Annotated in this window: 19 protein-coding genes and 1 pseudogene; 14 read left to right on the top strand and 6 right to left on the bottom strand. The window is 69.5% G+C overall.

Going from position 1 to position 17,203, the window contains the following annotated elements:
• The first annotated feature begins 46 nt into the window (after window positions 1-46).
• From ACZ407_RS08865 to ACZ407_RS08845, 5 genes are all read left to right on the top strand, one after another.
• On the top strand, window positions 47-676 hold the full coding sequence (locus ACZ407_RS08865; RefSeq protein ID WP_468127109.1) for a hemerythrin domain-containing protein: 630 nt from the start codon (window positions 47-49) through the stop codon (window positions 674-676).
• 162 nt (window positions 677-838) lie between these two features.
• Complete coding sequence (locus ACZ407_RS08860) at window positions 839-1,585, top strand: hypothetical protein (RefSeq protein ID WP_468126712.1); 747 nt, start codon at window positions 839-841, stop codon at window positions 1,583-1,585.
• A gap of 2 nt (window positions 1,586-1,587) precedes the next feature.
• Complete coding sequence (locus tag ACZ407_RS08855; RefSeq protein ID WP_468126710.1) at window positions 1,588-2,025, top strand: phage holin family protein; 438 nt, start codon at window positions 1,588-1,590, stop codon at window positions 2,023-2,025.
• Window positions 2,001-2,669 (top strand): DUF3618 domain-containing protein, encoded by a 669-nt coding sequence (locus ACZ407_RS08850; RefSeq protein WP_468126709.1) that lies wholly within the window; start codon window positions 2,001-2,003, stop codon window positions 2,667-2,669. Before ACZ407_RS08855 ends, ACZ407_RS08850 begins: the two co-directional genes overlap by 25 nt.
• Before the next feature lie 28 nt (window positions 2,670-2,697).
• Window positions 2,698-3,168 (top strand): SPW repeat domain-containing protein, encoded by a 471-nt coding sequence (locus ACZ407_RS08845; RefSeq protein WP_468126707.1) that lies wholly within the window; start codon window positions 2,698-2,700, stop codon window positions 3,166-3,168.
• A 33-nt stretch (window positions 3,169-3,201) separates the two neighbouring features.
• On the opposite strand, the gene ACZ407_RS08840 is transcribed toward ACZ407_RS08845, so the two are convergent.
• From ACZ407_RS08840 to ctaD, 3 genes and pseudogenes are all read right to left on the bottom strand, one after another.
• Window positions 3,202-3,630, bottom strand: a complete 429-nt coding sequence (locus ACZ407_RS08840) for an ester cyclase (protein ID WP_468126705.1) — start codon at window positions 3,628-3,630, stop codon at window positions 3,202-3,204.
• A gap of 145 nt (window positions 3,631-3,775) precedes the next feature.
• The gene (locus ACZ407_RS08835; protein ID WP_468126703.1) at window positions 3,776-4,108 is read right to left on the bottom strand and encodes a hypothetical protein; all 333 of its coding nucleotides are present in this window, start codon (window positions 4,106-4,108) and stop codon (window positions 3,776-3,778) included.
• Window positions 4,109-4,114: 6 nt separating this feature from the next.
• Window positions 4,115-5,853, bottom strand: a pseudogene (ctaD, locus tag ACZ407_RS08830) (aa3-type cytochrome oxidase subunit I).
• Window positions 5,854-6,225: 372 nt separating this feature from the next.
• Between ctaD and ACZ407_RS08825 the strand changes: the two are divergent.
• Window positions 6,226-6,588, top strand: a complete 363-nt coding sequence (locus ACZ407_RS08825; protein ID WP_468126701.1) for a 5-carboxymethyl-2-hydroxymuconate Delta-isomerase — start codon at window positions 6,226-6,228, stop codon at window positions 6,586-6,588.
• A 101-nt stretch (window positions 6,589-6,689) separates the two neighbouring features.
• On the top strand, window positions 6,690-7,007 hold the full coding sequence (locus ACZ407_RS08820) for an SCO0607 family lipoprotein (protein ID WP_468126699.1): 318 nt from the start codon (window positions 6,690-6,692) through the stop codon (window positions 7,005-7,007).
• A gap of 163 nt (window positions 7,008-7,170) precedes the next feature.
• Here ACZ407_RS08820 and ACZ407_RS08815 read toward each other — a convergent pair whose 3' ends face one another.
• Window positions 7,171-7,578, bottom strand: a complete 408-nt coding sequence (locus tag ACZ407_RS08815) for a RidA family protein (protein WP_468126697.1) — start codon at window positions 7,576-7,578, stop codon at window positions 7,171-7,173.
• Window positions 7,579-7,658: 80 nt separating this feature from the next.
• Between ACZ407_RS08815 and ACZ407_RS08810 the strand changes: the two genes are divergently transcribed.
• The 4 genes from ACZ407_RS08810 to ACZ407_RS08795 all read left to right on the top strand — a co-directional run bounded on the left by ACZ407_RS08810 (window position 7,659) and on the right by ACZ407_RS08795 (window position 11,929).
• Window positions 7,659-8,318, top strand: coding sequence for a TetR/AcrR family transcriptional regulator (locus ACZ407_RS08810; protein ID WP_468126695.1), 660 nt, complete (start codon window positions 7,659-7,661; stop codon window positions 8,316-8,318).
• A gap of 959 nt (window positions 8,319-9,277) precedes the next feature.
• On the top strand, window positions 9,278-9,616 hold the full coding sequence (locus ACZ407_RS08805) for a hypothetical protein (protein WP_468126693.1): 339 nt from the start codon (window positions 9,278-9,280) through the stop codon (window positions 9,614-9,616).
• 326 nt (window positions 9,617-9,942) lie between these two features.
• Entirely contained in the window at window positions 9,943-11,175 is a 1,233-nt protein-coding gene (locus tag ACZ407_RS08800) for a hypothetical protein (RefSeq protein ID WP_468126691.1), read from the top strand.
• On the top strand, window positions 11,156-11,929 hold the full coding sequence (locus ACZ407_RS08795; protein WP_468126689.1) for a 2OG-Fe(II) oxygenase family protein: 774 nt from the start codon (window positions 11,156-11,158) through the stop codon (window positions 11,927-11,929). The genes ACZ407_RS08800 and ACZ407_RS08795 overlap by 20 nt, the downstream gene beginning before the upstream one ends.
• A gap of 49 nt (window positions 11,930-11,978) precedes the next feature.
• Here the strand turns inward: ACZ407_RS08795 and ACZ407_RS08790 are convergent, their stop codons facing one another.
• Window positions 11,979-12,458 (bottom strand): hypothetical protein, encoded by a 480-nt coding sequence (locus ACZ407_RS08790; RefSeq protein WP_468126687.1) that lies wholly within the window; start codon window positions 12,456-12,458, stop codon window positions 11,979-11,981.
• Between the two features lie 481 nt (window positions 12,459-12,939).
• Between ACZ407_RS08790 and ACZ407_RS08785 the strand changes: the two genes are divergently transcribed.
• Window positions 12,940-13,494, top strand: coding sequence for a DEAD/DEAH box helicase family protein (locus tag ACZ407_RS08785; RefSeq protein ID WP_468126685.1), 555 nt, complete (start codon window positions 12,940-12,942; stop codon window positions 13,492-13,494).
• Between the two features lie 256 nt (window positions 13,495-13,750).
• On the opposite strand, the gene ACZ407_RS08780 is transcribed toward ACZ407_RS08785, so the two are convergent.
• Window positions 13,751-14,179, bottom strand: coding sequence for a winged helix-turn-helix transcriptional regulator (locus ACZ407_RS08780; protein ID WP_468126683.1), 429 nt, complete (start codon window positions 14,177-14,179; stop codon window positions 13,751-13,753).
• 35 nt (window positions 14,180-14,214) lie between these two features.
• On the opposite strand from ACZ407_RS08780, the gene ACZ407_RS08775 reads away from it, so the two are divergent.
• Entirely contained in the window at window positions 14,215-14,955 is a 741-nt protein-coding gene (locus ACZ407_RS08775; protein WP_468126681.1) for an NADPH-dependent F420 reductase, read from the top strand.
• A 792-nt stretch (window positions 14,956-15,747) separates the two neighbouring features.
• Entirely contained in the window at window positions 15,748-17,175 is a 1,428-nt protein-coding gene (locus ACZ407_RS08770) for a non-reducing end alpha-L-arabinofuranosidase family hydrolase (protein WP_468126680.1), read from the top strand.
• Window positions 17,176-17,203: the final 28 nt, after the last annotated feature.

Raw genomic sequence — 17,203 nt, 5'->3', positions numbered from 1 at the left:
GGGCCCGCAGAGCCCACCCATGCTCCAGGAGGACCCCGTGACCACGATGCGAGAGATGCAGGGCACGCCCGGCACCGCGGACGACGCCAAACAGCCCGGCGATCCCGCCGCCGGAGAGGACGTGGTGGCGCTCCTCATGCGCCAGCACGGCCGGATCCGCAGCCTCTTCGAAGAAGTACGACTCGGCAAGGGCGAAGCCCGCCGGGAAGCCTTCGGCCGCCTGGTGCGGCTCCTCGCCGTCCACGAGACCGCGGAGGAGGAAGTCGTACACCCCCACGCGCGCCGCGCGTTCGACGGCGGCGATGACGTCGTGCAGGAACGCCTCGCCGAGGAGAAGGAGGCCAAGCAGGTACTGGCCGCACTCGAAGCGACCGACACCGGCGACCCGAGGTTCATGCCGCAACTGCTCGCCCTGCGCGACGACGTCCTGGCACACGCCAGAGCCGAGGAACGCTACGAATTCGCCCAGCTGCGCCGCAACGCCTCCCCGGCCAGGCTCATGGCCATGGCGAAGGCGGTCCGGGTGGCGGAGAGGATGGCTCCGACCCACCCCCGCCCCGGAGTGGAAGACGCCGCGGCCAACCTCCTGCTGGGCCCGGTGGCCGCGCTGATGGACCGCACCCGCGATGCCATCCGCAAGGCCATGAAGGACCCCGACGGCCCATCCGGAGACTGAGCGCCCGCCCGGCCCTGGCCGGACCGCCAGCAGGACGCTGCGGCAGCCGCGACGGCCTGCGCGCGATGCGCGCTTCGAATCGCCCGTGGTTTTCGGGGTGACGAACGGAAAGGAGGGCAGGCGCCCGCTGTAATGCCCGATCGCCCTTCACCAGGAGGAGCTTTGAGTGACGTCGAGGACGTGGACCGCCGGCCGCAGAGCACGACGGCGGCGGTGGCACAAACGGTTCAGGACACGGCAGGCGGCGGGGCGGCCCTGGTCGGCAGCAAGGCCGCGGAAGTCGGCGGTGCGGCCAAGGAACAGGCCGCTCAGGTGGTGGATGAAGCCGCCTCCCAGGCCCGGGACCTCGTGAGCGAGTTCCGCAGCCGGCTCGCCGACCAGGCCGGGACGCAAACACAAAGGCTGGCACAGAACGTACGCCGCCTCTCGCACGAGCTGAGCGAACTCGGAGGGGATGGCCAGGCCGACTCCACCATGGCGCGCACAGTCCGGCAGATCGCCGACGCCGGCCACCGGATCGCCGGTCACCTGGAGGAACGCGGTCCGGACGGTCTGGTCGGCGACCTGCAGTCCTTCGCACGGCGCCGTCCCGGCGCCTTCCTCGCGGGGGCGGCACTGGCCGGCTTCGTCGTGGCGCGCGTCGGCAAGGGAGCCGGTGCAGCCGCAGGACGGCCACCGGCCGGCTCTGCCTCTGCCTCTGCCATGGCCACCCGGTCCGGCACCCGGACGGACAGCACACCGTCGACCGCCCCCCGCCCCGAACCGAGCGGCATACCCCCCGGCTATGACGACCCCGTCGACACCTACGGACAATCCCAGCCCCCGCACGTCTCCCCGACGCATGCGGTGTATCCGCCGTCCGGCTCGCAGGCCGCCGGCGCCCCGTCGCATCCCGGGGGAGGCGTCTGAGCATGGCGCTCTCCTCACAGGAACGATCCCCGGCGCCCGCGGCGCCCGTACGGCAGGAGACGCGGCAGCCGTCCCTCGGGGAACTCGTCGGTGAGATCGGCGAGGACCTCTCCCAGCTGGTCCGCGACGAGATCGAACTGGCGAAGGCCGAGATCAAGCAGGACTCCGCCAAGGCCGGCAAGGCGTTCGGCCTGCTCGGCGGAGCCGGGTACGCCGGGCACCTCGTGCTCGTGTTCGGCAGCCTGGCGGTCGTCTTCGCCCTGGCCCACGTGATGGACCCGGCCTGGGCAGCACTCGCCGTCACGGCCCTGTGGGCGGTGATCGGCGGGGTGCTCTACACGAAGGGCCGCGACCGCCTGCGCACCGTCGACCTCAAGCCGCGGCAGACTCTGGAGACTTTGAAGGAGGACGCGCGATGGGCGCGACACCCGACCAGTTGAAACGCGACATGGAATACCGGCGTGCTCACCTGTCCCGGACCGTGGACCGCCTGGCGGACCGGGTGGCCCCCGGCAAGGTGGCCGGCCGGAAGGTCGAGGCCGTGCGCGGCCGAGTGAACGCAGTGAAGGAGCGCGTGATGGGCACAGCACAGGACGCGGCGCACGGCACCGCAGAGACCTTGCAGGAAGCCGCGGGTGGCGTGAGCGCAACGGCCAAGGAGCTCGGCGGCACCGTGCAGGAGGCCGTGCAGCAGGCCCCGGCGCGGATCAGCCGGCAGGCCCAGGGCAGCCCGCTGGCGGCAGGACTGATGGCCTTCGCCGCCGGAATGCTCGCAGCCGCCCTCCTGCCGGTCACCGAGGCGGAGGAGGCAGCGGGACGGCAACTGCGCGAACACGCCGACCAGGTGCTCGAACCGGTCAAGCAGACCGCCCTCGAAGCCGCGCAGGAAGTGAAGGAGGAGCTGAGGGAACCGGCCCAGGAGGCCGTGGAATCCGTGAAGGACACGGCCAGGGAGGCCGCTGCCACGACCACCGGCAGGGCGCAGGCCGCCGGCCGGGAAACCGCCGAAGAACTGCGCCGGCTCGGACAGGACGCCGCAACCGGGTTGCAAACAGATCCAGACGGCCCGCCGACTCCCGCCTGATCCCCCGCGCCTGAAAGGCAGCAGTCACATGACCGTCCACCAGCACCGTGCCCCGGTGCCGCCGGCGCAGGCACACGCCTTCCGGCAAGGCCTTCACGACCAGGTCCTCGGCGCCGTCATGCTCGCAGCCGCCGCAGCCTTGTGGATCTTCCCCATGGCCACGCACGACGGCCCCAAGGACGCACAGGTCAACGAGGCACTCGTCGGCGTCGTCGTGATGCTCCTGGCCGGCGCGCGCCTGTACCGGGGCAGTACCTGGCGCTCCGACGTGGCCGTGGCACTGGCAGGCGTCTGGATGATCGCCGCCCCCTTCGTGCTCGCGCTGCAGAACACCGCCCACGACACCGGCAGCCGCATCCTCGACCTGGTCGCAGGCATCGTCCTGACCTCCGCGGCAGCCCTCTCCCTCCTCGTCCGGCGCGCCGACCGGCGCAGCACGCCCACCCCACCCGCTCCCGGCCCCCGGCCGGCTGAACCGGGGGCCGCGAGGAAGCGGTGAGTGTTTGCGAGTACCCGGGGGCCGGGTCTGAAATCAGCGCGCGGCAGCGGCTTGCTCGAGCTGGGCGGTGATTCCCTGCCGGTCGATCTGGATCCAGTACTCGGCGATCAGGCCGTCCTCGACGCGGTAGACCGCACTGGTCATCGCTGTGAGCTGCGCACCGGTCGGCGGGTACTGGTCGACCGGTCCGACGTGACGCCCGGTCTGGGTCCAGCGGGCGTAGACGCGATCGCCCTCGGCGATGAGCTCGTCCACGGTCAGCGTGAAGGCGCCGTACGCATCGACCATCTCCTGGACGTGCTCGGTGTACTGCTGCGGTGTTCGCTCCACGACCACCGGCGCCTCCGAGACGACCTGGTGGGCTTTGACGCGGTCGGCCATGAAGCGACCGGCCCGGTCGGGGTGCAGCCCCGATCGCACCTGCAGGAGGAACTCGCGGACTGTGTCCTTGGCGTTGATCATCAGCACAGTCTGACACTCCCTTGGTGCCGCGTGCCCCTCGGGGCGTTCGGCGAGATGCCGCGCTCGAACCGGCCTCCGGCACGGGCCAGGGCAAACGAGGAAGGTGCCGCTGCCGGATCTGGCCGCGAGCCCCGGCGGCGCCACGTCAGTTCATTACGCGGATCCACGCCGCGGCGGTGACGAGGGTGATGGCGGCCAGGGCCAGGGCCAGGGTGCGGCGGCGCAGGAGGTGGTAGCGGCTGCTGTACTCCGCGCGCAGCTCACGCGCTCGGCCCGTGACGGCGCGCAGCATCTCGCGGCGCAGGGCCAGGTACTGGTCGGCGTAGCGGCGGGCGATCTCGGCCTGCTCGGCCGGTCCCAGCCAGGTCAGGTCGCGGGCGAACGCGTCGCCGGCCGCTGCGGCGTCGTGGAGGGCGGCGCGGCTCATGAGGTACCCCTCCAGGCGCGCGATGCCTGCGGTGGTGTCCTTGCGGTCCATGACGCCCTACCTGCCTGCCGGGTCCTGGCCGCCGCCGGGAAGTTTCCGCGCCCCGGGGTCGTCGACCACGTCGCGGGCTCCGTGGTCTCCGGTCCACTCCGTCGCGGCGATCTCGGGGTGGTGGAGGTCGAAGGCGGGGGACTCGGAGCGGACGCGCGGCAGGGTGACGAAGTTGTGCCTCGGCGGCGGGCAGGAGGTGGCCCACTCCAGGGAGCGGCCGTAGCCCCAGGGGTCGTCGACCTCGACCCGGGGAGCGAACTTGGCCGTCTTCCATACGTTGTAGAAGAACGGCAGGGTGGAGATGCCCAGCAGGAACGCGCCGATCGAGGAGATCGTGTTCAGGGCGGTGAACCCGTCGGTGGCGAGGTAGTCGGCGTACCGGCGGGGCATGCCTTCGGCGCCGAGCCAGTGCTGGACGAGGAAGGTGGTGTGGAAGCCGATGAACAGGGTCCAGAAATGGATCTTCCCGAGGCGTTCGTCGAGCAGCGTGCCGGTCATCTTCGGCCACCAGAAGTAGAAGCCGGCGAACATCGCGAAGACGACCGTGCCGAAGACGACGTAGTGGAAGTGCGCCACGACGAAATAGCTGTCCGTCACGTGGAAGTCCATCGGCGGCGAGGCCAGGATGATGCCGGTGAGCCCGCCGAAGAGGAACGTCACGAGAAAACCGATCGACCACAGCATCGGGGTCTCGAACGAGATCGAGCCCTTCCACATCGTGCCGATCCAGTTGAAGAACTTCACTCCGGTCGGCACGGCGATGAGGAAGGTCATGAAGGAGAAGAACGGAAGCAGCACCGCCCCCGTCGCGAACATGTGATGGGCCCACACCGTCAGCGACAGGCCCGCGATCGAGAGCGTGGCGGCGATGAGGCCGATGTAGCCGAAGATCGGCTTGCGGGAGAAGACGGGGATGATCTCGGTGATGATGCCGAAGAACGGCAGCGCGATGATGTAGACCTCGGGATGGCCGAAGAACCAGAACAGGTGCTGCCACAGCAGGGCCCCGCCGTTGGCCGGGTCGAACACATGGGCCCCGAACTTGCGGTCGGCCTCCAGCACCAGCAGCGCTGCCGCGAGCACCGGGAACGCGAACAGCACCAGCACGGAGGTCAGCAGGATGTTCCAGGTGAAGATCGGCATCCGGAACATGGTCATGCCGGGAGAGCGCATGCAGATGATGGTGGTGGCGAAGTTGACGGATCCGAGGATCGTCCCGAACCCGGAGAGCGCCAGCCCCATCGTCCACATGCTCCCCCCGACATAGGGCGTGCGTTCGCCGCCGCTGAGCGGCGTGTACGCCGTCCACCCGAAGTCCGCCGTGCCCTGCGGGGTGAACAGCGAGCCGATCACGATCAGGCCGCCGAAGAGGAACAGCCAGAACGACAGCATGTTCAGCCGGGGAAAGGCCACATCCGGCGCGCCGATCTGCAGCGGCATGATCGCGTTGGCGAAACCGGCGAACGTCGGCGTCGCAAAGAACAGCAGCATCACCGTGCCGTGCAGGGTGAACAGCTGGTTGTACTGCTCGCTGGAGACGATCTGCATGCCCGGCCGGGCGCCAGCTCCGCCCGCAGCAACAGCGCGAGGATCCCGCCGAACACGAAGAACAGGAACGACGCGATCAGGTACAGGTGCCCGATCTTCTTGTGATCGGTGGTCGTGATCCAGCTGACGATCACCTGGCCCGGCGTGCGCCCGGCCATCGGAATCGGTGCCACCGGTTCGGTCGACGTCGCTGCCATGAAAGACCTCTTCCTCGGAGAACGGCCACCCCGCAGCACTGCCACAGGCCTGCGTCATCCTGTCTACGCGCCCCGATCGCGAGCCGCGCAAGAGATCCGGCCGGGCATTCGTGTGAAAGCACCCCCACCGGATGGCGACCGACACCCGCACGCCCCTCCCTCACCTCATCGCGCGCCCCCGGCACGGCGGCCACGGGCAAGGGGAGCAGAGCACCGGGAGGGTCACAGCGTGGGGCCCGGACGGCTGCCGCCCCGCCCTGTGCGCCCGGGCCCGGGACCGACCTCCCTCAAGCCGCCCCCGTCCCGCCCCGGCTGGGTGACACTGTCTGCTCAGCACACCCGTACGCCCAACTCACCCACCAGGAGCGCACGATGCCGCACATCACCGTCGACCATTCCGCGTCGCTGTCCGACATGTTCGACCGCCGCGGTTTCGGGCTCGCCCTGCACACGCTCGCCGCCGACCTCGTCGACGCGCCGGTGGCCGCGTGCAAGACCCGTTTCCGCACCGCGGACGAGACGTTCGTCGCCGACGGCTCTGCGGAACACGCCGTCGTGCACGTCGAGATCGCCCTCCTCGCGGGCCGCACCCAGGAGACCAAGGACAAGCTGAGCCAGGCCGTCCTGGACCTCCTGCGCACCCACACCTCGGGTGCCGCCAGCCAGACCGTCCACCACTCGGTGGACATCACCGAGCTCACCCCTGCCTACCGCCAAGACACCACGTCCCGGTGACCGGTTGAGCATCCGCACACCCACCGGCTGAGTACGCGCACTCAGTCCCGTTCGGTCGTCCCCCGCCACAGTGGGGAACGACCGAACGACAGGAGAAGAAGATGTCCCCCGCCGCCCCCCGCCGCACCCCCCTCCGGGCCGCCGCCCTCGCACTCGCCGGCGCCGCCGCAGCCCTGGCGCTGACGGGCTGCAACCTGGACTTCCAAGAGGACGTCTGCAACAGCGGCGAATACCCCGTCCTCGCCATCGGCGGCTCCGGCTCGGCCTGCATGCCGAACGGCGAAGAGCCCGCGCCGGGCTACACCCGCTACCCGGACGGCAAGGTGCCCAAGCAGCTCGACGACAAGTGGGACGTGTACTGGCACACCCACACCCTCGACAAGGACGGCAACGTCATCGACACCCCCGACACTCCGTAAGAGCCGCACTCGGTCCGCGTCGACAACCGTCGTACGTACGGGTGGTCGGGCGCGAGGACGAAGGCGAGCGGGCGGCAGCGGCTCCGGCACCGCCCGCTCGCCGTCCGTCGGATCCCCCGACTCAACTTGGCGGGCCCCGGGTCTCCCGCGCGCAGTGCCGCGGCTATTCGATGACCGCGGTGGCTTCGACTTCGACCAGGAGGTCCGGTTCCCCCAGCGCCGCAACGCCCAGCAGGGTGATCGGCTTGACCGGATCGATGCCCAGCTTCGCTGCCGCCCGGCCCACGCCCTCACCCAGCAGCGGCATCTTTTCGGGACTCCAGTCGACGACGTAGACGGTCAGCTTTGCCACGTCGTCGAAGGAGCCGCCGATCCCGGCCAGGGCGGTGGCGACATTGAGATAGCACTGCTCGACCTGAGCGGCGAAGTCCCCCTCGCCCACGGGCCGGCCGTCGGCATCGCGGGCGACCTGCCCCGCAAGGAACACCAGCTTCGATCCGGTGGCGACCGACAACTGCCGGTAGACCTCGGGCTTCGGCAACCCCTCGGGATTGACCAGCGTCACGGACATGAACGGCCTCTTCCTCTCGGCGTCAGGAGCAGCAAGATCAGCCCCCGTGAAAGCATAGCGATGCTATGTATTGTGGGGCCATGGCGAGGACGAAAGATCCAGCGGTCCGCTCCCTGTTGCTCGACCGAGCCGCACAGATGCTGCGGACGAGGCAACCGGTCACGCTCCGCACCCTGGTCGCCGGAACCGGCGTGTCAACGATGGCCGTTTACACCTACTTCGGCGGCATGGACGGCCTGTGGCAGTCGCTGCGACAGGAAGGCTTCACCCGCCTGACCGCCCAACTCGCGGCCGTCGAGATGTCCTCGGACCCGGTACGAGACCTCGCCGCACTGGGCGCCGCCTACCTGGCCAATGCCATGGAGAACCCGGATCTCTACCGCGTCATGTTCGACGCGGGCTTCGACCTCGAAGACGCCGGCGCCGCGGACGAAACCCTGAACCGCCTCGTCCGCGCCATCGACCGGGCCAAGGTGAGCGGCCGCTTCCGCGACGAGATCGACCCGCTGGAGCTGGCGACACAGAGCTGGGCCATCGGACACGGACTCGTCTCACTTGTCGCCACGGGTCCGCTGCCGCGCCGGACACTCGATTACGGCGTGCCCATGCTGACCGCACTGTTCACCAGCGCAGGAGACGAGCCCGACCGCTGTCGCCGGTCGGTGGAGCACGGCTGGGCCATGCCCGGACAGCCGCTCCCGGATCCACTCCTCGGCCTGGACCGTGGGCGGAGCCGGTGAGGGGAGATCTGCTGAGGGCGTTCGGTGACGATGCGGCTACGTTTCGCTCTCCGGGTGCCACTTCGACGGCGTTTGGGGCGTTGTGCCGGACATGGTTGATGTTCATCCGGCTGCTCGGCTCGATGCGTTCTGGCTCGACAGCAGCGACTACCTCGGCCCCCGTAGAGGCGGTCCGGCAGCCCGCCCGCGCCCGCTCGGCCGGTCCTCCGTAGTGGTCCATCACGGGATGGGGGTGGTGGCCGCAGCTTGTGTTGTGGCCGCGCTCACCGCGACCTGCAGCGCCCCTTCGACCGGCCCGGCCAGCCCCGTGCCGCCGCACGGCCTGGCGAGCGCGGCGGGTCAGAAGTAGGCATTGCCCCAGCCCGGCGTATTGATCGCAAACCCGACAGCGCTTTTGCGGTTTCTTCTTGGCGATGCTGGGCACACGATTGGTCTCAGGACTTTCTCGAGGGGTTGCAGCAGGCGGTTTCCCCTGACCGCGCTGCGCAGCCAAGGTGGGGCTTCCGGCCAGCCCCACCTTCTTCTGTCCGCGACCCCCTGGCCGGCCCTCTTCACCCCGGAGCCCCCTGTTCATGACAGTCGCGGAGGGCCCTTGACGATGTGCGCCAGGCGCAGCGCTCTGGCGCAGACGAGACGGGAGCCTGCTGCACGGCGGCCCGCCGCGGAGCGCTCAGCAGCTGCGCGGTCACCCGTCCGGGCGATGAGGGTGTGCGGGGGAAGCGGAGGGTGTGTGAGGGTGTGGGGGAGTCGTGGCGGGCTCTGCCGCACGGATCAGGTCCGATCCTGATCGTGTTCACCGTGCTGGGGCCTTCGGCGCCGCCTCGTGGCTCCCCTTCTCTCCCTTGTGTCGGCGGCGGTGGCCATCGAGAGCCAGAGGTGTGGCTGTCCGGCGCGGGTGACAGGGTCGGCCGAGGACATGGGTCGGTCGGCGGTAAGAGCGGGTGGAAGGTGTGGTGGTCATGCTCACCTGGGATCACGAGGGCTGCTTGGTGGTCGGTGTGGAGGCCGGGGTCGGTACGTCGCAGCGTGCCGAGCTCGCCCGGGCGCTGGATACGCTCATCGCCGACCAGCGCCCGTCGGGTCTGGTCGTGGCGCTGGCGCGTACGGCGGGTACGACCGCGGTGGTCTCCGTCGTGCTGCGGGTCTTCCGGCACTGCGTCGAGCATCGGCTGCCGATGGCAGCGGCCTGCCCGCTGGCTGCGACCCGCCATCTGATGAAGGTCAACCAGCCTGCGCTGCCGGTCTTCGCCGCGGTGGAGGACGCGGTCGCCGCGGTGGGGATCCTGCAACGCCGCTGACCCCGTTCGCCGGCCGTGCTCCCGGAGCAGGTCGTCGCTTTCCTGGCCGGGAGCGAGGTCACCCCTGCCGCCCCTGGCCCGAGGTCCGCGAAGTGGGGGACTCCCGGTCCCCAGTGAGTGCAGCCGCCGACGTTCGGCGCCGGCAGGTTCGCAGGACTGCCTGTACCTCGACGGCACCGTTCCCACCTGCCCGGCGTGCACGGGCCCCGCGTCCACGGCCCCCAAACCAGGGCAAGGACGGCGGCCCGTCATGGTGTGCCTGCACATCGGCGGCGCCCGGTACGGTGTGGGGTCCGCCGAGACATGTGAAGGGAAGGCGCTGTTCGATGGACGCCACGGAGCCGACGGAAGCCCTGATCGAGGATTCGGGCAACATCTTGGTCGCGCCTTCGGCCATGCACGACAATGGCCTGATCAGAGACTTCTTCGGGTCCGCGGTCACCCCGGGGGGTCTTGTTTCCGATCCGCCCGACCTTGCGCAGAAGACCGTATACCTGTGCGGCGACATATCCGCGATCCGCGGCCTCCAACTGCACACGGCTGCACGGGTGTTCGTCGTCCGAGAGCTGTCGCACGGCTACCGTCCGCAGGGCAGCGAACCTTGGACCCTCGTCGACAAGGGCCGGGTTCCCGTCCGCGTGCACGGCGTCGGTGTGATGTACCGCCGCTTCTTCGAACCCGGCGCCGACCACTTCGGAAGGATCCGCGCGGAGCACGCCTTCCAGTCCCTGACGGAGTCCACCAAGCCTGGGACAGCACATCGCAGCGGAATCTATCTGACGCCTGTCACGCGGAGCGGTGACGAACTGAATTTCCGGCTGCTCCGCTGTTCCACGAACCTTTCGGGGCCCACCGAGAACTTCGGCCCGACCGACGCGCACATCGTGGAGGCTTTGAACCGCGAGGCCGCCGCCGTCTTCCGGAACCAGGCACCACTGAACCACGTCCTCGCCCAGATCTACCACAACACCCTTGCCGCGGCCGGGCGCAAGCAGTCGAAGGCCAAGATCTCGGCCCACGCCGACAAGACCAAGGACATGCCCGTCAACGGCATCATGGCCTTCTGCACCTTCTACGACGGGCTCGACCGGCTGCAGCCCCTCGACGAAGACGGATTTGACCACGGTGTGAAGGGCGTCAGCGGACTGACCAGACTCCACTTCCGCCTGAAAGAGCCGACAGGGGAACCCGGCGGCGGGGCCGTGCTTCCCCCGCAGTTCGCCGTGACGCTCTACCCCGGCTCCGTGTTCTTCATGCCGCTGTCGACCAACCGCCTGTACACGCACGAAATCCGCCCCGCCGGGTTGGACGCCGAGCTGCTCCCGACCCGCCTGGGGTACGTGGTGCGCTGTTCGAACCGCGAAGCCGTCCACAAGGAAGGCCGCACGTTCCTCAAAGCAGGCGGAGACCTGCGGGAGTTGGAGCCGCCCACTCCTGCCGGCATGGAAGAACTGCGCAGGCTGTACGCAACGGAGAACAGGACCTCGTCCTTCGTCGACTACGGAGACGGATTCCCCTTCAGCATGAACGGAGGAGACTATGCGGCACCCCGAGTCTGAGACCCAGGACAGGATCCTCTCGTGCGCCCTGCCGCCCGAGGAGGATCTCTTCGCCGAGCTCTCCGCGTCGGTTTCTTGGGAAGACGTGGGCAAAGGCCGACGAGCCGCCGTGCTCACCAGGATCGACGATGCGGGTGCGGTACCTCTCGTACGGACCACCACGCGATACCGCACCCCGGCCCAGCGCTTCAGGGCCGTGCACGAACGGCTGGCGCAACGGGTCCGGGAACGCGCAGCCGTTCCGGTCGGGTTCAACAACGCTCTCATCGAGATCTACACGAACGCCTACGCGACCATGGGCGGCCACTCCGACCAGGCCCTCGATCTGGCCGACGGTTCGTTCATCGCCGTTTTCTCCTGCTACCAACACCCCGAAGCGAGCCCGCCCAGAAAACTGGTCTTCGAGCCAAAGGAATCCGGTGGCGAGAAGTTCGAAATCCCTCTTCACCACAACGGCATCGTCGCGTTTTCTCTGAGCTTGAACCAGCGGCTCAGGCACAGGATCGTACTTGGCAATCCGGCCCGGGCGGCAGAAAACCGATGGCTGGGCGTGACGTTTCGAACGTCAAAGACCCTCGTCCGGTTTCGCGACGGCCATGCATACCTCCCGCAGGGGGCGGAGCTCATGCCCGCCGACGACGAGCAGAGCCGCGAGTTCTACCGCCTGCGTCGCCGCGAGAACGGCGAAACGGACTTCACCTACCCTCCTCTGCCGTACACCGTCAGCGAGAGCGACCTGATGCCCCCCGTCTGACGGGCAGGTGAAGAACAACCAGCGGCCGACATCCGGGCCCTGCCGCACCTCACGGTGCGCAATAGGCGATGGCGCGACCGTCGTTGGGGGTGCCACGGTCATCGTTGGCCGGGTGGTACATCAAAACGTGCCATGTGTCATCGGGGGTGTTCGTGCTGACCCGGTTGGAGGCAGTGGCGACGATCCCGTCGCCCAGAAGGTAACCGCCGGAGACCGCCGTCTGGCCGGGGGGACAGACGGCGAAGCTGGAACGGGATTCACCCAGAGGCACCGTGACGATGTCTCCGAAAACCGGGGTGGTCTTGACGGACCCTGCCGGCCCGGTCTCCCCCTGCTGCCCCTGCTCGTTCCAGGTAACGGTGATCTCACGGGGCCGGCATCGCCCGCCGCCCTCGTAGTCGATGACCCGGAGGCTGCCGTCGTTGCGGCTGTAGCAGCCGGTGTAGACGCCGTTGGCGTCCGGGATGTCGGCATGCGCCACGCCCGCCAGCACGCTGACCGTGAGACTCAGATTGGCGGCGCCGATCACGGCGATCCTTTGGGGGATTCTCAACTCGTTTCCCTTTCCTCCGTCGCAGGCGGCAAGCGCACGTGCTCTCAGAGGATGTACACCGAACCGGCATCGGGGCCCCGACTCACGGCAGCAACCCGGCAGATTCCCCGGATCGCCGTAGTGTGCACTGCGCCGAACACGGGCCACACCGCCCAGCCGCGGGCTGCGGTGGCGTGCGGAGCGAATAGCGCGGGGAGGATGTCAGCTCTTCAACCAGCGGGTCGCCGACTTCCTTGAGGCGGTCGAGGACTCCGGCACTGCGTGAGGTGACGTACGCGTCGTCCGGGTTCCCCGCCTCCGGCAGCAGCCGGGCCGGCAGAACCCGGACGGGGTCCGCGCTCCCCGCCCACGCGGGGGTGTGCCCACCGCCGTTCGTGGCCCTTCGGCGGGACGGAGACCGGGTGGCCCGGTCGATATCGGATCGTGTGAGGGGGCTGTCCGGTGGGACGCTGCCTGCATGGATCGTGCGGAGGTACTGCTGATCGGTGGACGGGCGGGCGTCGGCAAGACGTCGGTGGGGTGGGAGGTTTCGGCCCTGCTGCGTAGGGCAGGGGTCGCTCACGCGGTCATCGATGGTGACTTCATGGGTCAGGTTCACCCGGCTCCCCGGGGAGATCCCCACCGCGCCGAGATCACCGAGAGCAATCTGACTGCGGTGTGGGCGAATTTCGCCCGGCGCGGTTACCGGCGCCTGATCTATACGAACACCATGTGTGTGGTGCCGGAGGCGACGGGCATGTTCGAGCGTGCCATGGGGCCCGGGCTGGTGATCGTACGGGTCCTGCTGACCGCCTCCGATGCCACGGCCCGCGAGCGGCTGGTGGGGCGGGAGCTCGGTTCGGAGCTGGAGCAGGAACTCGCGGGAAGCATGCGCAAGGCCCGCCTTCTGGACCGGCAGGCTGTCGCGGGGACCGCGCGCGTGGCGACGGACGGGCGGCTCGTCGCCGATATCGCGAGGGAGGTAATGGCTGCCACCGGCTGGGCCGGTCCGCACTGTGCACGCAGGGCGTGACTGCGCTGAACAGCGGTACGGCCACTGGCGATCCCCAGGGCGTGCACTGAACGCCTCGTGTACGGGGACGAGCTCCTGGACATCCAGGAGGCGGCCGCGGTCGCCCGACCGGGCCGGCCCCTTCTGACGCAGCCGGGCCCGCCCGCCCAGCGCCCGCCCAGGCGGGCCGCCATCCCTGCACGGTGAACCGGGAGACCTGTCGTGAGCCTGCACGGACTGACCAGGCCCCGCCTCGGGGCGCCCCGAACCGAGGACATCAGGAGCTGCGGTCCGGCCGTTCCTCACGGGGTGCGAAGCGAGCCTGGGCGGTCAGGACGGCTCCTGCGTAGCGTCCGGCCCACGCGCCCATCGCGCGGATGGGACCGAGCAGCGCCGTGCCCGCCTCGGTGAGGGAGTAGTCGACGCGTGGGGGAGCCTCGGCGTACACCTGGCGGGCGACCAGGCCGTTGTACTCCAGGCGGCGCAGGGCCTGGTTGAGGACCTTGGGGCTGATCCCGCCGATGCGGGTGATCAGCGCGCGCGGTCTCATGGGCCCGCTCTCGCCGAGGACGTACACGATCACGCTGTCCCAGCGATTGGACAGGACTTCGAAGGCGACCCTCGCCTGGCAGTCCGCGGCGTACTCGCCGCCGCCCAGATCCCCGCCCAGGCCCTGTTCGCCTGCGTCCACCGCCGCTTCACTCATCCGACCATCCTGCCCGGGCCGATGCACACCACACGGTGTGCATCGGCGCGCCTAGCGTTCCGTCCGTCACACCTCGCACACCTCGCACACCTTGCGACACGGACGACAGGAGCGAACGCATGCGCATCGGCATTCTCGGTACAGGGGCGATGGCCACGGCCCTTGGCGCGGCCTGGGTACGCGCCGGCCATGACATTCGGGTGGGCGGTCGGGACACCGAAGCGGCCGCCCGCACCGCCCGGCTCACCGGCGCCTCCGGGCACGGCACCCTCGCCGAGGCCGCGGCCCACGGAGACGCGGTACTGACCGCCGTACCGGCGGACGCCGCCCCGCAGTTGGCCGAAGAGCTGGCCCACCTCCTCGCCGGACGGACGGTGATCGACTGCACCGTTCCCATGGCACCGGGCGCGGGCGGCCCGACCCTCACCACGGCCGGCAGTACATCCATCGCACGGCTCATCGCGGACGCCGCTCCCGGGACCCGGGTGGTGAAGGCATTCGGGGTGTGCCACGAAAGCATCTGGACCCTGGACCGGCCGGCATTCGAGGGGGCGCCGCTGGCCGTGCCTTTCTGCACCGACCATCCGGACGCCGCCGCTCGGGTGACGGAGCTCATCACCTCCATGGGCTGCGCGCCGCTGCCCTGCGGTGGGCTCGATCGCGCCGCCCTGCTGGAGGCCACTGCCGTCTTCGCCGTCGGTGTCTGGTGGTCGGGCGATGAGGCACGCCATGCCTTTCCTGCCCCGGCCCTGGCACCGGGGGCCGTGGATGACTAGCAGTTCTTTGCCGGCTGGTGTCGTGTGTGCGGCGGCCACGTCCCGATTCACCGGCAATTACCAGGCAGGGTCGGACGGCTGACCCACCACGTGAGAAACCCTCCTCTTCAGGTCAACTTGCATGACGGCCCGGAATTTTTGTTATCCGGGCGGGGTGTAACGCGCCGGAAATCAAACTTGTCGAAAAGCGTTGACGGAACCTCGGCTCGAAACCTATCTTCTGCTCGAAATGCCGCGCGCTGTTCGCGATGTCGAACAATCAGGCCCTTCGCGGCAGGGGATCGGCCGTGCGGAACGGCCCGGGTCCGGAGGATGCAATTGGACGGAACCGCAAGAACGCTGCTCGCCCCCCGGGACACCCGGTTCCTCATCCCGCCGGGTGGCCCCGCCTTTCAGAGGTGCTGCCTCCGGCACCGCGCCACCGGAAAGGCGGGCCACGCGGACCCGGCGACCGCGTTCACCCGCCATGGGCCGAGCACGTACGCCTACGACTCGCCGGACGCCCACCGCCCCTTCTTCCGGAACTCCTCCGGCCGCCATCCGCGCCACTGCGGCAACGCGCCGTAGTCGAATCCCTGCCAGGCCGAGCCCAGGGGCCTGACCTTGTCCGACCCGCCCTGTCCTTCGTGAGCCGCCACCAGGGCGGCGCGGCGTGCGCACTCGCCCTACGCCCGATAGGGCCTGGTCCGGCGGCCCCGCAGAACGCGGTCCACCTGCCGTCGCCTCCCTTCGGGCGACCCGGCTCCGGGCCAGGACGCTCGAACCCCCCACTCAAGGATGTGAGAGCTCACCATGAGCAGACGCCGACTCCGCCGCGGATACCGGTCCCTGACGTTCCCCGCCGTGCTCGCGGCCCTGGTCTCGGCGGCGGCGATGCCCGTCGCCGGCCCGGCCCAAGCCGCCACCAGCGGCGCCTTGCGCGGTGTCGGTTCCGGCCGGTGCCTCGATGTGCCGGGCGCCGGCCAGACCGACGGCACGAACCTGCACGTCTGGGACTGCCACGGCGGGACCAACCAGCGGTGGACCCTGACGGACGACGGCCGGCTGACCGTGTACGGCGACAAGTGCCTGGACGTTCCGGGCCATCCCACCACGGCCGGTACCCGACCGGTGGTCTGGAGCTGCAACGGCGGTACGAACCAGCAGTGGCGGGTCAACGCCGACGGCACGGTCGTCGCCGTGGAGTCCGGGCTGTGTCTGGACGTTGCGGGCGCCGGTACGGCCAACGGCACGGCGGTGCAGCTCTGGGCGTGCCACGGCGGCAGCAACCAGAAGTGGACCGGCTTGTCCGAGCCGGGCAACGCGTGTTCCCTTCCGTCGACGTACCGGTGGACCTCGACGGGCCCGCTGGCTCAGCCGGCGAACGGGTGGGTCGCGCTGAAGGACTTCACCACCGTGCCGTACAACGGCCGGAACCTGGTCTACGCGACCACGTCCGACGGTTCGTCGTGGGGCACGATGGCGTTTCGTCCCTTCACGAACTGGTCGGACATGGCGACGGCCACCCAGACCGGGATGAGCGGGGGACTGGCGGTTGCGCCCAAGCTGTTCTACTTCGCGCCCAAGAACATCTGGGTACTGGCCTCGAACGGGTGGGGCACCGCCTGGCCCTTCGCCTACCGCACGTCCAGCGACCCCACCGATCCCCAAGGCTGGTCCGCCCCGCAGCCGCTGTTCACCGGCAGCCTCCCCGAGGGCGGCCCGATCGACCCCACGCTGATCGGCGACGACCAGAACATGTACCTGTTCTTCGGAGACGACAACGGCAGGATCTACAAGTCGACCCTGCCGATCGGGAACTTCCCGGGCAGCTTCGGTTCGTCGTACACGACGGTCATGAGCGACACGGCGAAGAACCTCTTCGAGGCGCCGGAGGTCTACAAAGTCCAGGGCCGGGATCAGTACCTCATGATCGTCGAGGCCCGGGGGGCGAACGAGGACCGCTACTTCCGGTCGTTCACCGCGTCCGGCCTGAACGGCCCGTGGACCCTCCAGGCCGGCAGCGAGAGCAGCCCCTTCGCGGGCAAGGCCAACAGCGGTGCCACCTGGACCAACGACATCAGCCACGGTGACCTCATCCGTGTCAACGCCGACCAGACCATGACCGTCGACCCCTGCAACCTGCAGTTCCTGTACCAGGGCCACGACCCCGCCACACCGCAGGGGACCCCCTACCAGCGACTGCCGTACCGGCCCGGCCTGCTCACCCTGCAGCGCTGATCCGCCGCAGCTGATCAACCGCTCCCGA

This window comes from Streptomyces sp. NPDC030809, from assembly GCF_055572195.1.
The sequence above is the reverse complement of the archived record's forward strand: the minus strand, read 5'-3'. Positions and strand labels throughout refer to the sequence as shown.